This window comes from Flavobacterium sp. GQ95 (assembly GCF_059758655.1).
In genome coordinates this window covers 211,474-229,062 of record NZ_JCAXEB010000008.1, presented here as the reverse complement: position 1 = coordinate 229,062, position 17,589 = coordinate 211,474, and the positions used below count along the sequence as shown (strand labels likewise).

14 protein-coding genes and 3 tRNA genes are annotated in these 17,589 nt (G+C 34.2%); 10 read left to right on the top strand and 7 right to left on the bottom strand.

Features of this window, described 5'->3' with window-relative positions; all coding sequences use genetic code 11:
- The first annotated feature begins 11 nt into the window (after positions 1-11).
- From AC6CH4_RS16635 to AC6CH4_RS16615, 5 genes are all read left to right on the top strand, one after another.
- Entirely contained in the window at positions 12-1,610 is a 1,599-nt protein-coding gene (locus AC6CH4_RS16635) for a RagB/SusD family nutrient uptake outer membrane protein (RefSeq protein WP_498104898.1), read from the top strand.
- 17 nt (positions 1,611-1,627) lie between these two features.
- On the top strand, positions 1,628-2,686 hold the full coding sequence (locus AC6CH4_RS16630; protein WP_498104896.1) for an IPT/TIG domain-containing protein: 1,059 nt from the start codon (positions 1,628-1,630) through the stop codon (positions 2,684-2,686).
- Between the two features lie 89 nt (positions 2,687-2,775).
- Positions 2,776-4,011, top strand: a complete 1,236-nt coding sequence (locus AC6CH4_RS16625) for a glycoside hydrolase family 27 protein (RefSeq protein WP_498104894.1) — start codon at positions 2,776-2,778, stop codon at positions 4,009-4,011.
- An 11-nt stretch (positions 4,012-4,022) separates the two neighbouring features.
- Positions 4,023-4,988, top strand: coding sequence for a glycoside hydrolase family 5 protein (locus AC6CH4_RS16620; RefSeq protein WP_498104892.1), 966 nt, complete (start codon positions 4,023-4,025; stop codon positions 4,986-4,988).
- 617 nt (positions 4,989-5,605) lie between these two features.
- On the top strand, positions 5,606-6,679 hold the full coding sequence (locus AC6CH4_RS16615) for an outer membrane beta-barrel protein (protein WP_498104890.1): 1,074 nt from the start codon (positions 5,606-5,608) through the stop codon (positions 6,677-6,679).
- Positions 6,680-7,131: 452 nt separating this feature from the next.
- On the opposite strand, the gene AC6CH4_RS16610 is transcribed toward AC6CH4_RS16615, so the two are convergent.
- From AC6CH4_RS16610 to AC6CH4_RS16590, 5 genes are all read right to left on the bottom strand, one after another.
- The gene (locus AC6CH4_RS16610) at positions 7,132-8,037 is read right to left on the bottom strand and encodes an N-acetylmuramoyl-L-alanine amidase (RefSeq protein WP_498104888.1); all 906 of its coding nucleotides are present in this window, start codon (positions 8,035-8,037) and stop codon (positions 7,132-7,134) included.
- Positions 8,038-8,069: 32 nt separating this feature from the next.
- Positions 8,070-8,609: a hypothetical protein gene (locus AC6CH4_RS16605; protein ID WP_498104886.1), complete on the bottom strand. Its 540-nt coding sequence runs from the start codon at positions 8,607-8,609 to the stop codon at positions 8,070-8,072.
- Between the two features lie 41 nt (positions 8,610-8,650).
- Positions 8,651-9,964, bottom strand: coding sequence for a 30S ribosomal protein S12 methylthiotransferase RimO (gene rimO / locus AC6CH4_RS16600; RefSeq protein WP_192187480.1), 1,314 nt, complete (start codon positions 9,962-9,964; stop codon positions 8,651-8,653).
- A 175-nt stretch (positions 9,965-10,139) separates the two neighbouring features.
- Positions 10,140-11,636 (bottom strand): OmpP1/FadL family transporter, encoded by a 1,497-nt coding sequence (locus tag AC6CH4_RS16595; protein ID WP_498104884.1) that lies wholly within the window; start codon positions 11,634-11,636, stop codon positions 10,140-10,142.
- 48 nt (positions 11,637-11,684) lie between these two features.
- Entirely contained in the window at positions 11,685-12,665 is a 981-nt protein-coding gene (locus tag AC6CH4_RS16590) for a hypothetical protein (protein WP_498104882.1), read from the bottom strand.
- Positions 12,666-12,766: 101 nt separating this feature from the next.
- Here AC6CH4_RS16590 and proS point away from each other — a divergent pair, with 101 nt between their 5' ends.
- The 5 genes from proS (at position 12,767) to rpsT (ending at position 15,032) form a co-directional block, all read left to right on the top strand.
- A complete protein-coding gene (gene proS / locus AC6CH4_RS16585) occupies positions 12,767-14,245 on the top strand; it encodes a proline--tRNA ligase (RefSeq protein WP_498104880.1) in 1,479 nt (492 codons plus the stop codon).
- Between the two features lie 77 nt (positions 14,246-14,322).
- Positions 14,323-14,394, top strand: a tRNA-Glu gene (locus AC6CH4_RS16580).
- A 44-nt stretch (positions 14,395-14,438) separates the two neighbouring features.
- A tRNA-Glu gene (locus AC6CH4_RS16575) sits at positions 14,439-14,510 on the top strand.
- Between the two features lie 44 nt (positions 14,511-14,554).
- Positions 14,555-14,626, top strand: a tRNA-Glu gene (locus AC6CH4_RS16570).
- Between the two features lie 154 nt (positions 14,627-14,780).
- Complete coding sequence (rpsT, locus tag AC6CH4_RS16565) at positions 14,781-15,032, top strand: 30S ribosomal protein S20 (RefSeq protein ID WP_498104878.1); 252 nt, start codon at positions 14,781-14,783, stop codon at positions 15,030-15,032.
- A 353-nt stretch (positions 15,033-15,385) separates the two neighbouring features.
- On the opposite strand, the gene AC6CH4_RS16560 is transcribed toward rpsT, so the two are convergent.
- Together AC6CH4_RS16560 and AC6CH4_RS16555 are read right to left on the bottom strand one after the other, a co-directional pair.
- The gene (locus AC6CH4_RS16560; RefSeq protein WP_498104876.1) at positions 15,386-15,802 is read right to left on the bottom strand and encodes a response regulator; all 417 of its coding nucleotides are present in this window, start codon (positions 15,800-15,802) and stop codon (positions 15,386-15,388) included.
- 5 nt (positions 15,803-15,807) lie between these two features.
- Entirely contained in the window at positions 15,808-17,517 is a 1,710-nt protein-coding gene (locus AC6CH4_RS16555) for a PAS domain-containing sensor histidine kinase (protein WP_498104874.1), read from the bottom strand.
- Positions 17,518-17,589: the final 72 nt, after the last annotated feature.

Genomic DNA, 17,589 nt, shown 5'->3' with positions numbered 1-17,589 from the left:
TACGAATTAATATGAAAAATATAATAAAAAGAAGCGCCGCTATTGCTATGACATTTGTAATGTTAATATCAACGTCTTGTTCTCAGGAATTCTTAGACGTGCCGGCAGAAGGAACGCCAACTATCGGTAATTATTACGACTCAGATGTAAAATTAGATAATGCTACAAACGGATTATACGGTCTTGTGTGGTTTAATATGAACAAATCAGCTTTTTACGGTATTACAGATGTAATTTCTGGTAATATGTATGCTGATATATATAATGATTTTGGAAAATTTACTGATTTGAGTTTTACCAACACGCAATCGTTTATATCTGATGCGTGGAGATCATGTTTTGGTGCTATTGCGAATTCTAATGCTTATATCAGCAATTTGCCACAAAGTGTGGGGCCAAATGTGAGTAAAGAAGCCTTAAACAATGCTTTGGGAGAATCACATTTTATTAGAGCTTTCTCTTATTTCTTTTTAGTAAGACTATTTGGCAATGTGCCAATTATAGAAAACAATGCTGATTATTCTCAGAATTTTGTAATTCCAAGTAATCCTACTGAAGACGTTTATAAATTTATTGAAAATGACTTAAAATTTGCCATTGCAAATTTAAGAACAAAAAACAGAGGCTCTGATTACGCTGCAAATGCACACGTATCTGCCGGATCTGCTAAAGCACTTTTAGCTAAAGTTTATTTGTATCAAAAGAAATATGATTTAGCCAGACAAATGGCGCAGGAAGTTATTAATAGTGGAGAGTTTAAATTATTAGGTGGAGATGAGTTGCCTACAAAATCTTTTGCTGATCTATGGTTGCAAAAAAACAACAATAATGAAGAGTCAATTTTTTCCTGGCAATGGAATGGTGCCGGAACTTACTTTGATGGTAACTTTTCAAATACATTATTTGCTCCTGAGAACAGATTGGTTGAAACTACTTATTCGGGGCAAATAGCACCTTCACAGGATTTAATAAAAAATGTTTATGAAAATGGTGATAAAAGAAGAATAGAGACTTTCATGTTACCGGGAGATTTTTATCCAAACCTGACTTATGCGCAAACGCTTGCTGTAGATTCTCCAAAACTTTTAGGATATACATTTGATATTCAATATGAAGCGCAGAAATCTGGTGCTGGATTAAAGAAATACGTAATCGGAAAAGAAAATTTACCTATTACAGGTCCTTTTAATCCTCCATTCAATGGAGAAAGCAGTATGAACAGTTACATGATGCGTTATGCAGAATTATTGTTAATTCACGCAGAAGCAATTTTAGGATCGCAATCAGGAAGTACTTCTGATCCAAATGCTCTTAAATCATTTAATGCAGTTCGTAAAAGAGCTGGTGTAGCGCAAAAAGCATCTATTTCTTTTGATGATATATTCAAAGAAAGAAGAGCAGAATTAGCTTGCGAGGGAGATTATTATTTTGATTTAGGACGTTTGCCTTTTGCAAAAGCCAAAGCAATATTAGAAGCTCAAAACAGAGGAAACAGAGAAACTGAAAAACATATTTCAATTTCAGCAACTAACCTTTTATTGCCTTATCCTTCAGATGATTTGATTAAAAATCCAAAATTGACAGAAGTAGCACCATATACTTTTAAATAATTTTTAAAAATAAAAACATGAAAAATATAAAAATTGTTTCGTTAACAGCATGTATGGCATGGATGTTATCTTTAATGCTTTTTAGTTCCTGCTCAAATGATGATAGTGCTTCTTCTACTTATGTCGGAGCTCCGGTTATTGAGTCTGTTATGCCTTCTGGTTATAATCTGGATGGCAGCCTTAAGCCTTTAACTCCAACAACGCTAGTAGATCCTAAAAATTATTATGTCATTCACGGAAAAGGATTTCTTAGTACTACAAAGGTTTATTTTAATGATTTCGATACCTACTTTAAACCAGTATTTGTAACTGATACAGATATAATTGTATTGGTAGATGAAAAAACGCCGTATGCGAATGCTTCTAATCAGTTAAAAGTTGTGACCAAAAGTGGAACTGCTGTTTTTGATTTAACGGTTGCGCCTCCTATACCAACATTTAATTGGTTCAATTCTATAAATGCTGCGGAAGGCGATGTTGTAACTATTAATGGGGATTATTTTCTAAATCCTATTGTAAAAGTTGGAACTCAAAATGCCACTGTTATATCTTCTACTTTAACAGAAGTTAAATTTAAAATGCCGGCAAATGGTTTAGATAAATATGTGTCAGTTGCCAATATTTCTGGTGTCACATCGTCTACTGTTGCTGTTGGATCGGCATTATATGATGATGTAATGCAAGGAGATGCAGGGCATTGGATGTGGAATGGTTCAGATGTATTCGATACAAATTATAAAACAGATAAGACTCAGGGAGATTCATCAATTAGATTTGTTTTTGCTGGATGGGGCGGAGCCGACATGAAATTTAATTCTAGAGATGTTTCAAAATATAAAGCCTTCAGAGTAAAGGTTAAAAGTATTTCTGCCAATACAGATGCTAAAATAACGTTTGTTTTTGGAGGATGGGCTTATCAAATCCAAAAATCACTTGCTTCAACATGGACAACAATTGAAATTCCATTTTCAGCGATAGGAAACCCAACTACATTCGATCAGCTGACGCTTCAGGAATCAGGTAATTTTGGCGGTAATACAATACTTATGGATGACATGGGATTTGTCCTAAAATAAAAGAATTGATTATTTGAGTTAGTTTTAGATATTCCCTAATTGAAAGATTAGGGAATATCTTTTTATAATATATTTTAAAATTTTAAAGAATGAAAAATATCATTTTAGCAATTGCATTAAGTATATCAAGTTTAGGCTTCACTCAGGGAAATACACATACACAGGGAGCAGGCAAATTTGAAGGTCTGGCAATGACGCCGCCAATGGGTTGGAATTCATGGAATACTTTTGAAACTAATATCGATGAGAAATTAGTAAGGGAAACAGCTGACATTATGGTTTCATCAGGAATGGCAGCTGCAGGATACAATTATATAGTACTTGACGATGGATGGATGACCAAAGAACGCGATGCAAACGGAGACTTAGTTCCGGATCCGGTTAAGTTTCCAGGTGGAATGAAAGCTGTTATTGATTATGTACACAGTAAAGGTTTAAAGTTTGGTTTGTATAATTGTGCAGGAACTCAAACGTGTGCAGGATATCCGGGAACTCGTGGTTACGAATATCAGGATGCCCGTTTTTATGCTAAACTCGGAATAGATTTCTTAAAATACGATTGGTGTAATACACAAGGAATTACAGCTAAAGAAGCTTACACAACTATGAGTAATGCACTTAAAACGGCTGGTAAACCAATTGTTTTTAGTCTTTGCGAATGGGGAGATAACCAGCCATGGGAATGGGGAAAACCAGTAGGAAATCTTTGGAGAATTTCAGGAGATATCTATCCATGTTTTGATTGCGAATATAAACATGTAGAAGGAAACTGGTCTTCCTGGGGATTTATGAAAATAATTGAGATGCGAAAAGACATTCGTAAATATTCAGGCCCGGATCATTGGAATGATTTTGATATGATGGAAGTGGGTGACGGAATGACAAATACAGAAGATAAATCTCATTTTGCAATGTGGTGTATGATGGCTTCACCTCTAATTGCAGGAAATGATTTCAGAAAAATGTCAAAAGAAACATTAGCAATTTTAACCAATAAGGAATTGATTGCGGTGAACCAGGATAAATTGGGAATTCAGGGATTTAAGTATTCTGCCGAAGATGGTTTGGAAGTTTGGGTAAAACCTTTATCAGATAGAAATTGGGCAATTACTTTTTTAAACAGAAGTGATAATGCAAAAAAAATCAATTTCGATTGGAAAAAACATTCGATTAAAGATGCCGATTTTGGTTATGAAGCCGATTTTAATAAAGTGGTTTATAAATTAAAAGATCTTTGGAAGAATAAGGAGGTCGGAAATACAAAAAAGAATTTCCAATCTGATATTGCTTCTCATGATGTAATCACATTAAGGTTAATTCCGTAAACTCGATCTAAATGAAATCAAAAGCTAAATTTTATACCATTATTATGTTGCTTGTATTTTGTGTTTCAAAAGCACAATTTGTAAAACATCATGGACGGCTTCGTGTACAAGGAACTCAATTGACAGATCAAAATAACAATTCTATTGTATTGAGAGGAATGAGTTTTGGCTGGCATAGTATGTGGCCGAGATTTTATAATGAGAAAGCGGTAAGTTGGTTGAAAAAGGATTTCCATTGTAATGTGGTACGTGCAGCGATGGGTGTCGAACTTGGGCAACTGTCTTATATGAAAGATCCTGAGTTTTCAAAAGATAAAATTGAAGCAGTTGTAAATGGAGCAATTAAATCAGATATCTATGTTATTATCGATTGGCACAGTCATAATATAAATCTCAAAGAAGCGACAGAATTTTTTAATGAGATGTCTAAAAAGTATGCTAAATATCCCAATATAATATATGAGATTTTCAATGAACCTGATCAGGAAAGCTGGCCGGAAATTAAGGCTTACGCCGAAGAAATAATTAAGGTAATTAGAAAAAATGATCCTGACAACATTATATTGGTAGGTTCTCCTCATTGGGATCAGGATGTTGATCTTCCGGCGGCAGATCCCATAAAAGGTTATGATAATATAATGTATACCATGCATTTTTACGCGGCCACACACGGTAAGGAACTACGGGACAGGACAGATGAAGCTATAAAAAAAGGTCTTCCAATATTTATTTCGGAATCTGCAGGAATGGAAGCTTCTGGTGACGGACCTTTAAACATGAAGGCCTGGCAGGAATATATTGATTGGATGGAGAGTCGAAAGTTGAGTTGGATTACCTGGTCGGTCTCTGATAAAGATGAAACTTGTTCTGTTCTTAAAAAAACGGCGAAATCAGAAGGGAAGTGGAAGAATGAAGATCTAAAAGAAGCCGGAATAAAAGTTCGTGAGTTTTTACGAAAGTATAATACGCAAGAGTAGAGGTAGTTACTTTATTTTAGAAAAAGCCTGTTCAGTTTTTGAACAGGCTTTTTCTCGTTTTAATTGTAAAGCTTTTTGTTATTGATTTAAGAATTATACCGAGCGTTTCAGGCTGATGAAAGTGTTTTTTGGTATTTATTTTTGTAAGAATTTTTATTTCTTGAAGTACCGTTATTTTATAAAATATCAAATTAGGGATTATTTTTTAATTTTTAAGTCAAAAATATAAATACCCCTATTTTTTATAGGGTTATTTATATTTTTGACTCATTTTGTAGTTAATATTTGGTTGTTTTCAGGTGCGTTTTTGTTATTGACCCTAAAAAAATTCTGATTTTTACTAAAATAGCGTTAGGGAATTTTCAAAAATAAATCAGTATTAATGTCAAATAACGATTATTGTTAAATTAATTTTTGTAATCCATAATTCTGCTTGTAAAACTTCAAAAAAATAGATTTCAATTCTTGTACTCATACAAAAGTTAATAAATTCGCTAATGAAAATGAAGAGGTTTTAGAGGGGAGATTAAAGGTTTTAGAATAGACTTATAGTAGCAGATACATATATAAAAGATTAACTAACCAGAATCAATTAATAACTAAAAACCAATTAAAACATGAAAAAAGTATTACACATTTTAGCCGCGATGTTGACGAGTTCTTTTGCATTTGCTCAGGAAGATACCGAAACTCCAGTTGTACCAGCGACTACATGGGGAGGATCCGCAGATGCTTACTATAAATATGATTTTTCAAAACAAATGAATGGATTAACGAGCTTTACCAACTCTCAGGATTCATTTGAATTAGGAATGGCATCTATTAATGCAGGACATACTTTCGGAAAAGCTTCTGTATTTGTTGACTTAGGATTCGGAAAAAGAGCGGGCGAATTTTCATATAATGAAACAACAGACAAAGATATTACAGCAAAATTTTTGATAAAACAATTATTCTTTACATATCAGGTTACTGATGAATTCAAATTTGTAGCAGGTAGTTTTGGTACACATATAGGTTATGAGGTATTAGATGCTGTCGCAAATAAAAACTACAGTATGTCATACGCATTCTCATACGGACCATTCTTTAATACTGGACTAAAAGCACAGTATACTTCAGGTAAGTTTACAGCTATGTTTGGTATAACAAATCCTACCGATTTTAAATCAGCAATGGATGCGGGTTCTTCTCAAAAAACATACATTGGACAAATCGGATACGTTGGAGAAACAGGTAGTGCATATTTAAACTTCACATCAGGAAGTTCTAATCCTGCATCAGATGAAAACAAGACGCAATTTGATCTTGTAGCTTCTAAAACAATAAGCGATTCTTTTGCTTTAGGATTTAATGCTACTTATGCTAAAACTGCAAATGATTTCGATAGTACTTTAGATGGTGATTGGTTTTCATTAGTTGGATATGCTAACTATTCATTTAGCCCTTCTCTATTATTAGCTTACAGAATAGAATATTTTGATGCTAAAGATGCTGCTCCAAGTTTAGGAACATTAACAGGATCTAATGTATTTGCAAACACAGTTTCATTAAACTATAAAGTTGGAAAACTAACCATTATTCCTGAGTTAAGATACGATGCTGCATCTGAAGATATCTTTTTAGATAGCGATGCACTTCCAACAGGTGGATCTTTCTACGGATTAATTGCTACAACTTACTCTTTCTAGAGATAAAGATTGATATTTTTTTTTTTTTTTGGAGCTGTCAAAACATGTAAATGTTTTGGCAGCTTTTTTTATTTTAGCTTTGGTTTTCCTGCCACAGAGATTAAAGGATTAAAAGATTTTCTTTTGCTACGAATTACACAAATTAAAAAGTAAATTTTCTGATAGTAGGTTAAAAGCTAAAAAAATGTCTCTTTACTAATCACATGGTTTAATAAGTTAAAAGAAATTTTAATTAGGATGATGTAAAAAATAGAGAAAATTAAAGAAAATTAGTGCGAATTGTGGCAAAAATAAGCAATGCAAAATAATTCTTTTAATCCTCTAATCTGTGGCTAAAACTCTCTATTTTAATTCGTATAAATTCGTGTCAATAGTGGCAAAACTTATCCACAACAAAAAAAACGCGTTTCTAAACTTTAGAAACGCGTTTTGTATTTTAGTAATTATTCTTTTTACTGAATCTGTTTTTTGTAAATCGAATAAATAGTATCGATTGTTTTTCGATCTAAAACAGCTGTGGCATCTGTTTGAATATAATGCAATTTAAAAGCCTGAATTGCTGCTGAAAGATTCTTGGTGTTATAGCCAATAATGCGTAAAGCAGGTTCTATTTTAAAATCAAATGGAGCTTCTTCTAAAATCAGGTCCGGCCAGATTCCAAATCCTTTTTCTGCTAAAGTTTTCCATGGAAATAAAGCACTTGGATCTTGTTTTCTGCCAGGAGCAATGTCAGAATGGCCCAGAAAATTTTGAGTGGGTATATTGTAATCTTTTTTAAGCTTTGTCAAAAGCGCTACTAAACTGCTGATTTGTGCTTCTGTAAAAGGTTTAAAGCCATTATTGTCCAATTCAATACCAATAGAGCAGGAGTTTAAATCTGTGTTTTTACCCCAGGTAGATGCTCCTGCATGCCAGGCTCTTAAATAATCATTTAGCATCTGTACTACTTTTCCGTTTTCAGAAATTATATAATGGGCACTTACCTGTGTTTTTGTTTTGGTAAAAGTACTTATGGTTTGTTGTACAGAATCCTGGGCCGTATGATGAATAATGATAAAGCTAGGCTTTCTTAGGTTAAAGTTAACAGTACCAATCCATTCGGTATTAATACCGTTCAATAAAGCAGTTGAACCTGTTTTTGACAAAGTGTCTTTTACGATTCCTAATTGTGAAGCATAAGAAGTATCAATAATCACAGGGCTAATAGCGGGAATTGCTTTTGCCTCTTTACTTGTAATTTGATTTTCGAAAGTTTTAAGTTGTTGGTCGTAGACCTTTTCTGTAGATTTATAAGGATTCGTTGAGCAAGAAGTAATTATAATTGCTAAAATCAAATAATAAAAATGCTTTTTCGCCATAGTTAGTTACTTTTTAGAGTAAGTTAAAACAATTATTCGTGAACTTTTGTTGCTTCTGTTTCCTCTTTTATTTCTTTTGTGTCAGAATCTTTTTTCTTTTTATTTTTCGTTTTCTTGATCTCTTTAAAATTTGCCATGAAATTGGTGTATTTTTCTATTTGATCAGGATTTAGAAAAGCAGTGATTTTTTTAGTTGTGCTTTCTCTCAACGCAGTCATTTGCTCGATTTTTTGATCCTGGCTGCTATTTTCATTTTTCAAAAGAATTCCTTGCTCTCTCATGCTGTCAGCAATAACATTGGTAATTGCAATAGCTTGCAAATCATCAAGTTTTACTTCAGGCTTCATTTGCTCAACAATTTTCGCAGCAGTTTCTTCAGCAGGAATCTCTTTAGGTTTACTAGGTGAGCTTTGTGGTCCTGCCATCATGCTTCTGTCCATTCCCATTCCGCCACCTCTTCCATAACCGCCACCACCGTAACCATTATTATATCCATTTCCGTATTGTGCCGAAACAGAATTGAAACAGAATAAGGTGAAAACCAAAATAAAAAGTGTGTGTGTAGGTTTCATAAAAGTGTTTTTTCTAAAATTGACAATTGTTTAGCGTAAATTTAAGCAGGTTCTCCGTATAAATCAAATTCTGTTGCTTCTATTATGCGTATATTAACAAATTCGCCTGTTTTTACATAATGTTTAGAGGCGTCAATTAAAACTTCGTTGTCAACATCCGGACTATCAAACTCTGTTCTGCCTACAAAATGGGCACCTTCTTTTCTGTCAATAATACATTTGTAAACTTGTCCAACTTTTTCCTGATTCAAATCCCATGAAATTTGCGATTGCAATTCCATAATTTCATTTGCTCTGGCTTGTTTTACATCAGCGGGAACATCATCTTCTAATAAATAAGCATGAGTGTTTTCTTCATGAGAATAAGCAAAACATCCCATTCTGTCAAATTTCATTTCCTGAACAAAATCTTTTAAAATTTCAAAATCTTCCTGAGTTTCACCAGGGTAACCAACGATCAAAGTAGTTCTGATTGCCATTCCGGGAACAGCAGCGCGGAAATCTTTTAATAATTGAGTCGTTTTAGCCTGAGTTGTACCGCGACGCATTGATTTTAAAATAGAATCTGAAATATGTTGCAGCGGAATATCAATATAATTACAAATCTTTGGTTCACGTTTCATTAATTCTAAAACGTCCATTGGGAAACCGGTAGGATAAGCATAGTGCAAACGAATCCACTCGATACCTTCTACTTTTGCTAATTCTTCCAGAAGTTCAGCAAGATTTCTCTTTTTATAAATATCAAGACCATAATAAGTTAAGTCCTGAGCGATTAAAATTAATTCTTTAACGCCGTTTTTGGCTAATCCCTGGGCTTCTTTAACCAGTTTTTCAATTGGTTGAGAAACATGAGTACCTCTCATTAATGGTATAGCACAGAAACTACAAGGTCTGTCGCAACCTTCGGCAATTTTTAAATAAGCATAATTTTTAGGAGTAGTAGTTAAACGTTCTCCCAGTAATTCATGTTTATAATCAGCTCCTAAAGCTTTCAATAGTTGAGGTAATTCAGTTGTACCAAAATATTGGTCTACGTTCGGAATTTCTTTTTCTAAATCAGGTCTGTAGCGTTCAGATAAACATCCGGTTACAAAAACCTTATCAACTAATCCTTTGTCTTTTTTATCAGCATATTCCAAAATCATATTTACTGATTCGGCTTTAGCGTTATCAATAAAACCACAAGTGTTTATTACGATAATGTTTCCTTCTTCTGCTGCAGGTGCTTCATGTTGTACTTCTTTGCCATTAGCACGAAGCTGTCCCATCAACACTTCACTGTCATATACATTTTTCGAACACCCAAGAGTGATTACGTTAATTTTGTTCTTTTTTAAAGACTTGGTTCTCATACTTTTATAAATTGGAGTGCAAAATTACACTTTTTTATTCAAACACCGCTTGTTTCGGTTTCTTTTAGCTGTTTTTTGTGAAGCTAATCTCCCGAAGTCTCGGGACCATCAGGGCTAAAAAAAATCCGTTAAGCCAGGCCCAACGGAAATTTCAAATTAATCTATTTTAATTTAATTACAATTCAAATAATAAAGTCAGGGAAACATTATTAAGTTTCGATGAAATGTTTGCGCCATCAGTAAATCCAGTGGCAAAAAATCCCTGATTTGATTTTCTCTCTAAATAAGAATAGGCTAAATCTAATTTAGTAGCGCCAAAGCTATAGCCTAATCCACCAGAATAGCTGTTTAAATCTCCAATTGTTGATCCGTTTTTATAAGGGCTACCCTCAAATCTGTAACCACCCCTCAAACTCAATCGGTTTATTTTGTATTCACCACCAATTCTTAATTCACCATTACTAGTCAATTGATTGCTGATATCACCATTTAATCCTCTGAAACCCGGATCGCTTGTTGGTTTGTATTTTGTGTTTGAATAATCTTTAATCGCGTAATCAACACTAATTAAACCTGATTTTTCAAATACCAAAGCACCACTAAAAGTCCATTTTGCCGGAGTTTGCAAAGTGTAAGATTCATAAACATTTACAACATTTGGATTGATACTCTCGTGAATTGGTTGTCCCCCGTCAGCCTGTCTGGTTGTAGATAGGCTCTGGGTAACTTCGTCATAAAGTTCATACCATGTGTTAGATTCGTAAGCGATACCAACTCTTAAGGCTTCTGTAACTTTACCTATAGCACCCAATTGAAATGAAAATCCATTTCCATAGGTATAAAGGTCATTGTTAAAACGTAGGTTAGATATCGTTTCTGTAGATTCTAAGGGATTGCTATTGTCTTCATAAAAACTGCTTGATCTTCTAAAATCCGTAACATGTACATTTAAGTTTGCTCCGAAATAAACTCTGTCCTTAAATGATGTTGCAATATTGAAACTTACTTTGCTATTATATCCGCTAGTGTAAATTTCATTTTCGTGATAATAATTTCCGCCAGTTGGAACATTCGAAGTATATTGTGTGTTATTTGGATCGTTAGAAACAGGGTTTATTACATATCCTTTGTAGCCAAAATAAGCTTGTTGTTCATCATAAAACAGGTCTCTATAAGGAACATCAGCAATTACATTTAATGGAATTCCATTTGCATAAGCCAAAAAGTATTGATCAACAGAATTTGTGGGATTCGTACCTGCTGAAAAAACCTGATTATTAAAATTATTGGTGTTTTCATAAGTGGCACCAATTGCAATTTTTCTCCAGTTGTTGTTTGGATTATTAAAAACAAAAACGCCACCAGCCTGATTTAGAATAAAAGAGTTTTCTTTCTCGCTGGTTTGGGTTCCAAAATAATTAGAATTGTTTTTAATACTCTGATTGCTAAAAGTTACTCCAACCTGATTGTTATTGAATATTGCAGAACCGGCAGGGTTAACTGTTAAAGCTGATAGATCTCCTCCAACAGCTCCAAAGGCGCCACCCATAGCTCTAAATCTAGCTGTTCCGGTTAAATTATCTTGTGCATAACGTACAGCATCTGATACTTCCTGAGAATGTGAGACGCTAAAAGTTAGTCCTGTAATAAAAAGGAAAAGTATTTTTTTCATGTGGTTAAGTTTTTTTTAATGTGAGTTATCTGATTAGCGAAAAAAGAATTATCTTCTTCCTCCACCGCCGCCGCCAGATCTTCCGCCGCCACCGCCACCGCCGTATGATCCGCCACCAGACGATCTCATGCTTCCGCCACTACTGTTCATTGAACGGGATGGGCTAGGAGAATATGATCTTGATGAGTTACTGTTGGTGTTGTTGTAACTTCTGTTTGTGGTTGTAGTGCCAGATCTTCTGTAATCATAACTGTTACTTTGACCTTGTGCAGTGCTTCTTCTATTTGTAAAATTTGGACTTGAATAATTTCTTCCGTTTACATTAGAACTTCTTCTGAAGTCAGAGTAATCTGTACGTCTGTTAGTTGTGTAGCTGTTTCTGTTTGTGGTGTAGTTTCCTCTGCCAGCATAATTTCTGCCAGTACTATTATACGAGCCTCTTGTAGAATACCCTCTTGATCCGTAGTAAGCTGCAGATCCTCTTCTTCCGTAGCTGTAAGAGTAGTTGTTGTATCCATAACCATAGCCTGGGTAATAACCTGGATAACCCCAACCAGGGTAGTATCCCGGGTAGCCCCATCCATAATAAGGATAACCCCATCCATATCCGTATCCATATCCATAATATGGGTATCCCCATCCGAATCCGATTCCCCATGACCACATTGGGTCAGAATAAACGGTTACTGATACGTCTGAATTAGCGCTTCCCCAAGCTGGATAAGCGATAGAAGTAGCAGAAGCTGTCTGGGTGCTGTCATTTTCGGCATAATTACCATAGCTGTCTACGTCTGTAAAGATTTCAGTTGGCTGACCGTCATTTTGTAACGATTTAAAGTAATCTTTATATTGATTATTAACATTTGAGGTGTTATTTTGAGTATACGTTCTTTGTGAACCACCATATACTCCATCATTGTCTTGATAGGATGAATTTTGGTAAGAACCACACGACGTAACCAGAAAACTCAGTAATCCAATTAAGTAAAAATAACTTGAGTTTTGGCGGAGAGTAGTAGAAGTTTTCATATCTGTGGTGTTTTTTATTGTTGCACATTACAAAAATAGTTAGTTTTGTCAAACTATTTAGTTAAAATTATTAAAACAAAATTTGTGCCAAACTATTCAATATGAGTAAGAACCTCACTACAAGATCAGAAGATTATTCGAAATGGTATAACGAACTGGTTGTTAAAGCAGATTTAGCTGAAAACTCAGGAGTTAGAGGATGTATGGTTATTAAACCGTACGGATATGCCATTTGGGAAAAAATGCAGGCGGAGTTAGATCGAATGTTTAAAGAGACAGGACATCAAAATGCATATTTTCCTTTATTCGTGCCGAAAAGCATGTTTGAAGCGGAAGAGAAAAATGCAGAAGGATTTGCAAAAGAGTGTGCAATCGTAACACATTATAGATTAAAGAATGATCCGGATAAACCCGGAAAATTAATGGTCGATCCAAATGCTAAATTAGAGGAAGAACTTATTGTTCGTCCAACTAGTGAGGCGATTATTTGGTCTACTTATAAAGGATGGGTACAATCTTATAGAGATTTACCATTGTTGATTAATCAATGGGCTAATGTTGTTCGTTGGGAAATGCGTACGCGTTTGTTTTTGAGAACTGCAGAGTTTTTATGGCAGGAAGGGCATACGGCGCATGCCACAAAAGCAGAAGCTATAGAGGAGTCTGAAAAAATGATGAATGTTTATGCTGATTTTGTGGAGAACTTCATGGCAATTCCGGTTGTAAAAGGTATAAAAACTGAAACAGAACGTTTTGCCGGTGCAGATGAAACCTATTGTATCGAAGCTTTGATGCAGGACGGAAAGGCGCTGCAGGCTGGTACTTCTCACTTTTTAGGACAAAATTTCGCAAAAGCTTTTGATGTGAAGTTTGCGAATGCCGAAGGAAAACAAGAGCATGTTTGGGGAACTTCATGGGGAGTTTCAACTCGTTTAATGGGAGCTTTGGTTATGACTCATTCTGATGATCAAGGGTTAGTTTTGCCTCCAAATTTAGCACCTATACAGGTTGTAATTGTTCCTATTTATAAAACAGATGAGCAATTAGCTGAAATTACAACTGCTGTTAATGATTTAGCTGCGAAGCTAAGAAAGTTGAAGATCTCTGTTAAATATGATGACAGAACTACTCAAAAACCAGGATTCAAATTTGCTGAATGGGAATTGAAAGGTGTACCTGTTCGAATTGCAGTTGGTCCAAAAGATTTAGAAAATGGAACTTTTGAAGTTGCAAGACGAGATACATTGACAAAAGAGACAGTTTCTGGTGAAGGAATCGTTACCTATATAAATGATCTGTTAGAACAGATTCAGACTGATTTATTTAATAAAGCATTGGACTATCGTAATACACATATTACGGAAGTAAATAGTTTTGAGGAATTTAAGGAAATTTTAGATGGTAAAGCAGGGTTTGTATCGGCTCATTGGGATGGTACGGCTGCTACTGAAGAGAAAATAAAAGACTTGACAAAAGCAACAATTCGTTGTATCCCTTTGGATAGTGTAGAAGAGGCGGGAACCTGTGTGTTTACTGGGAATCCGTCTACAAAAAGGGTGTTATTTGCGAAGGCATATTAAATTTTTTTATTTTTTTTTGCATCAGGTATTGTACATCTTAAAAATAGTTGTATTTTTGCATCCGCATTAGAGAAGCAGGCCCGTTCGTCTATCGGTTAGGACGCATGGTTTTCATCCATGTAAGAGCGGTTCGATTCCGCTACGGGCTACTACTTTTCCTGCGAAATTGTTCTTAAAATATTGAGAATTAAATGGCCCGTTCGTCTATCGGTTAGGACGCATGGTTTTCATCCATGTAAGAGCGGTTCGATTCCGCTACGGGCTACAATAATACCTCTATTTAAATATAGAAAAACTTAGAACGATAATGGTCCGTTCGTCTAGGGGTTAGGACTCCAGGCTTTCGTCCTGGTAACAGGGGTTCGATTCCCTTACGGACTACTGAATTAGTTGTAAATAAGTTTTGTAAAATAAAAATTGGTGTCTCGATTTTTGTTTTATTAGTTAAAACCAAAGTGATTGTTTTGCAATTGTGGGAGGTTTTTCTTTTTTAACTAGTATTTATAATAATTATTACATCTAAAATTAAAAAAAAATGGCAAATCATAAGTCAGCATTAAAAAGAATCAGAAGTAACGAAAAAAGAAGAGTTCTTAACAGATATCAACACAAAACTACTCGTAATGCGATTAAAGCATTAAGATTAGCTACTGAAAAATCTGATGCTACTGCTAAATTATCAACTGTAATTTCTATGATTGATAAATTAGCTAAAAAGAACATCATTCATGATAATAAAGCTTCTAACTTGAAGTCTAAATTAACTAAGCATGTTGCTAAATTGTAATTAATTACAATTTCCTAAATATACAAAAAGTCCTCTTTTAGAGGACTTTTTTTGTTTGGACAAAACGGAGAATAAATTCCAAAATGAAAAATTCCAAATTCTAATGCTAATCTTTGTTGAGTAAAGATTGTGCTATTGCAATTTGGAATTTTTTTATTGAGATTTATTTTGAACTAAAAGTTGAATTTATTTAGAGGTCGCATTAGGGATGGGAACGATATTTCCCGATTTAGAAAAACAAACCTTTTAGCTGTGGTTTTGTTGATCGGGAATATAGTGGGATAGTCCAACCTGGAGGGAAACGCCATAATTATTCTTATTGATAAAGATCTGTTTAGAAAACAATTTAGTGCTTAAATATCAATCTTCTTTTTGAGATATTCCAACATGGGCTGAGTAATTGGTTTTGAAAGGAAATCAATAATTATTGGATATTTTTTTGCTTTCGCTAAGTCTTCAGGGTCAATTGTGGAAGATAAAACAATGACACTTGCAGCGGTGTTAAAATCATTGTAATCTTCAGATGTAAAATGATCCAGGAATTCCCAACCACCCATCACAGGCATGTTTAAGTCTAAAAAAATAAGCTCAGGTTTTTTGTTTGCCTTATTTTTATTGTTGGTATATTTTAGGGTATTGAAGTGGAGTAGTGCTTCTTCGCCGTTTTGAGCCGTAATAATTTCATTCGAAAACTCCGATTTTGAAATTACTTTTTTGCATAGCATTAATGTGATTGGATCGTCATCAATGCATAAGATTTGCTCAAGCATGATAGTTAATTTTTAAATGTTATTGTAAATGTGGTTCCTTTATTGACTTCGCTGTCGATACTAATCGTTCCGCCCATGGTTTCGACCTGTGATTTTACCAGATACAATCCTAATCCTTTACTATCAGGATAATTATGGAATCTTTGATAAAGACCAAAAACCTTGTCCCGATTTCTTTCAAGATCTATGCCAATTCCGTTGTCTTTAAAAGTTAATATGGCCTGATGGTCTATTTGTTCAGCCGTTATTGATATTTTTAATTTTCGATTTTCGGATTTGTATTTAATGGAATTCGTTAGTAAGTTGAGTAAGATGCTTTCTATATAGGCCTTGTTTGTATTTAATAAAGGTACTCTGTCGAATTTAAGTTTGATGATTGGCTTGTGCAATTCTATTTGAAATGATAATTGACTAAATACGTTTTCGAATACTTCTTTTAATGAAACCTCTTCTTTTTGCATCGAAGGATTGTCTTTGATAATGATGACTTTCACGAGATCATTGATGGTTTCGTTTAGGAGGTGTGTCGATTTTGTAAATCCTGCGATAATTTCCTGGAGTTCCGGATTGTCGACTGGGATGTCTTCTATGAGATTTAAAAGTCCAATTAAATTAGATAGGGGGGCTCTAAGATTGTGTGATGTGATGTATGAAAACTGTTTTAAATCCTTGTTATTTTGGGTTAGTTCACGAATTAGGTGTTCTTTTTCTGTTTCTAGTTTTTTCTCGTCAGTAATGTCTCTTTGTATTGATATCCAGTGGGAAATCACGCCTTCATTGTTGAAAATTGGAATCATTGAAAAACGAACCCAGTATTCTTCTTTTTGTTTAGTGTAGCTAATAGTTTCGATTAAGCATTCTTCTTCATTTTTAATAGCTCTTAAAAGTTTTTTTAGCTCGTCAGAGTCAGATTTTGGTCCTTTAAAAATGTTTGGAGATTTTCCTATAATTTCGTTGGAATGATATCCTGACATTTCAGAAAATGCAGGGTTTACATATACTATTTTTGGAATTCTGTGGCTTACAGAATTGGCTTCTGTTATTAAAATAGAGTCTTTAGATTGTGTAATTACAGTTTCTAAAAGTTTTAATCGCTGTTCTTCTTCTTTTTGTTTCGTAATATCCTGAATAGCTCCAATCATTCTGATGGCTCTTCCTTTTTCGTCTTTAAGTAAAAAGCCCCGGTCTAATACGTATTTATAGGTTCCGTCAGCACATCTGAAACGGTATTGATCCTGCCATTTCTCTGTTTTTTGCTCAATGAACGAATATAATTTAATTGACATTCTAATACTGTCTTCAGGATGAATTTTGTCAAACCACCATTTTGAAGTTGTACCTACATCTTCCTGATTATAGCCAAACACGCTTTCTATTCCTTTGTTCCAGCTAATGCTGTCTTCCTGAATTTTCCAGTCCCAAATTGTGTCGCTTGTTGCTTTGGCAACAATGTCATATTTTTCGTTCGATTCTTTAATTTCTTCGTTTGTCTGTTTTAATTTTTCAAAAACAGATTTGTTCCTGACTTCATTTTTTGAGAGTATATATTTGAAGACCAGTCCGGTGGCTAAAATGAAAAAAAAATCTTTTATAAGGAACAGATTGTAGTTTTCTGGGGGAGAAAAGTAATTAGTGAGTAATTTATGACAGATTATGGCCATAAATAACGAAATAATAATATAAATTAGAGTAATTTGGAGAGTTTTACTTTTCATTACTCAAATATAGTTAAATTAACTATAATTCAGCAATTATTAGATGTCAATTTGACACTTAAATTTACATTG

Excerpts from the sequence above, each read along its gene's own strand:
- AC6CH4_RS16635 (WP_498104898.1), top strand. The coding sequence starts at position 12 with ATGAAAAATATAATAAAAAGAAGCGCCGCTATTGCTATGACATTTGTA.
- AC6CH4_RS16630 (WP_498104896.1), top strand. The coding sequence starts at position 1,628 with ATGAAAAATATAAAAATTGTTTCGTTAACAGCATGTATGGCATGGATG.
- AC6CH4_RS16625 (WP_498104894.1), top strand. The coding sequence starts at position 2,776 with ATGAAAAATATCATTTTAGCAATTGCATTAAGTATATCAAGTTTAGGC.
- AC6CH4_RS16620 (WP_498104892.1), top strand. The coding sequence starts at position 4,023 with ATGAAATCAAAAGCTAAATTTTATACCATTATTATGTTGCTTGTATTT.
- AC6CH4_RS16615 (WP_498104890.1), top strand. The coding sequence starts at position 5,606 with ATGAAAAAAGTATTACACATTTTAGCCGCGATGTTGACGAGTTCTTTT.
- AC6CH4_RS16610 (WP_498104888.1), bottom strand. The coding sequence starts at position 8,037 with ATGGCGAAAAAGCATTTTTATTATTTGATTTTAGCAATTATAATTACT.
- AC6CH4_RS16605 (WP_498104886.1), bottom strand. The coding sequence starts at position 8,609 with ATGAAACCTACACACACACTTTTTATTTTGGTTTTCACCTTATTCTGT.
- rimO (WP_192187480.1), bottom strand. The coding sequence starts at position 9,964 with ATGAGAACCAAGTCTTTAAAAAAGAACAAAATTAACGTAATCACTCTT.
- AC6CH4_RS16595 (WP_498104884.1), bottom strand. The coding sequence starts at position 11,636 with ATGAAAAAAATACTTTTCCTTTTTATTACAGGACTAACTTTTAGCGTC.
- AC6CH4_RS16590 (WP_498104882.1), bottom strand. The coding sequence starts at position 12,665 with ATGAAAACTTCTACTACTCTCCGCCAAAACTCAAGTTATTTTTACTTA.
- proS (WP_498104880.1), top strand. The coding sequence starts at position 12,767 with ATGAGTAAGAACCTCACTACAAGATCAGAAGATTATTCGAAATGGTAT.
- rpsT (WP_498104878.1), top strand. The coding sequence starts at position 14,781 with ATGGCAAATCATAAGTCAGCATTAAAAAGAATCAGAAGTAACGAAAAA.
- AC6CH4_RS16560 (WP_498104876.1), bottom strand. The coding sequence starts at position 15,802 with ATGCTTGAGCAAATCTTATGCATTGATGACGATCCAATCACATTAATG.
- AC6CH4_RS16555 (WP_498104874.1), bottom strand. The coding sequence starts at position 17,517 with ATGAAAAGTAAAACTCTCCAAATTACTCTAATTTATATTATTATTTCG.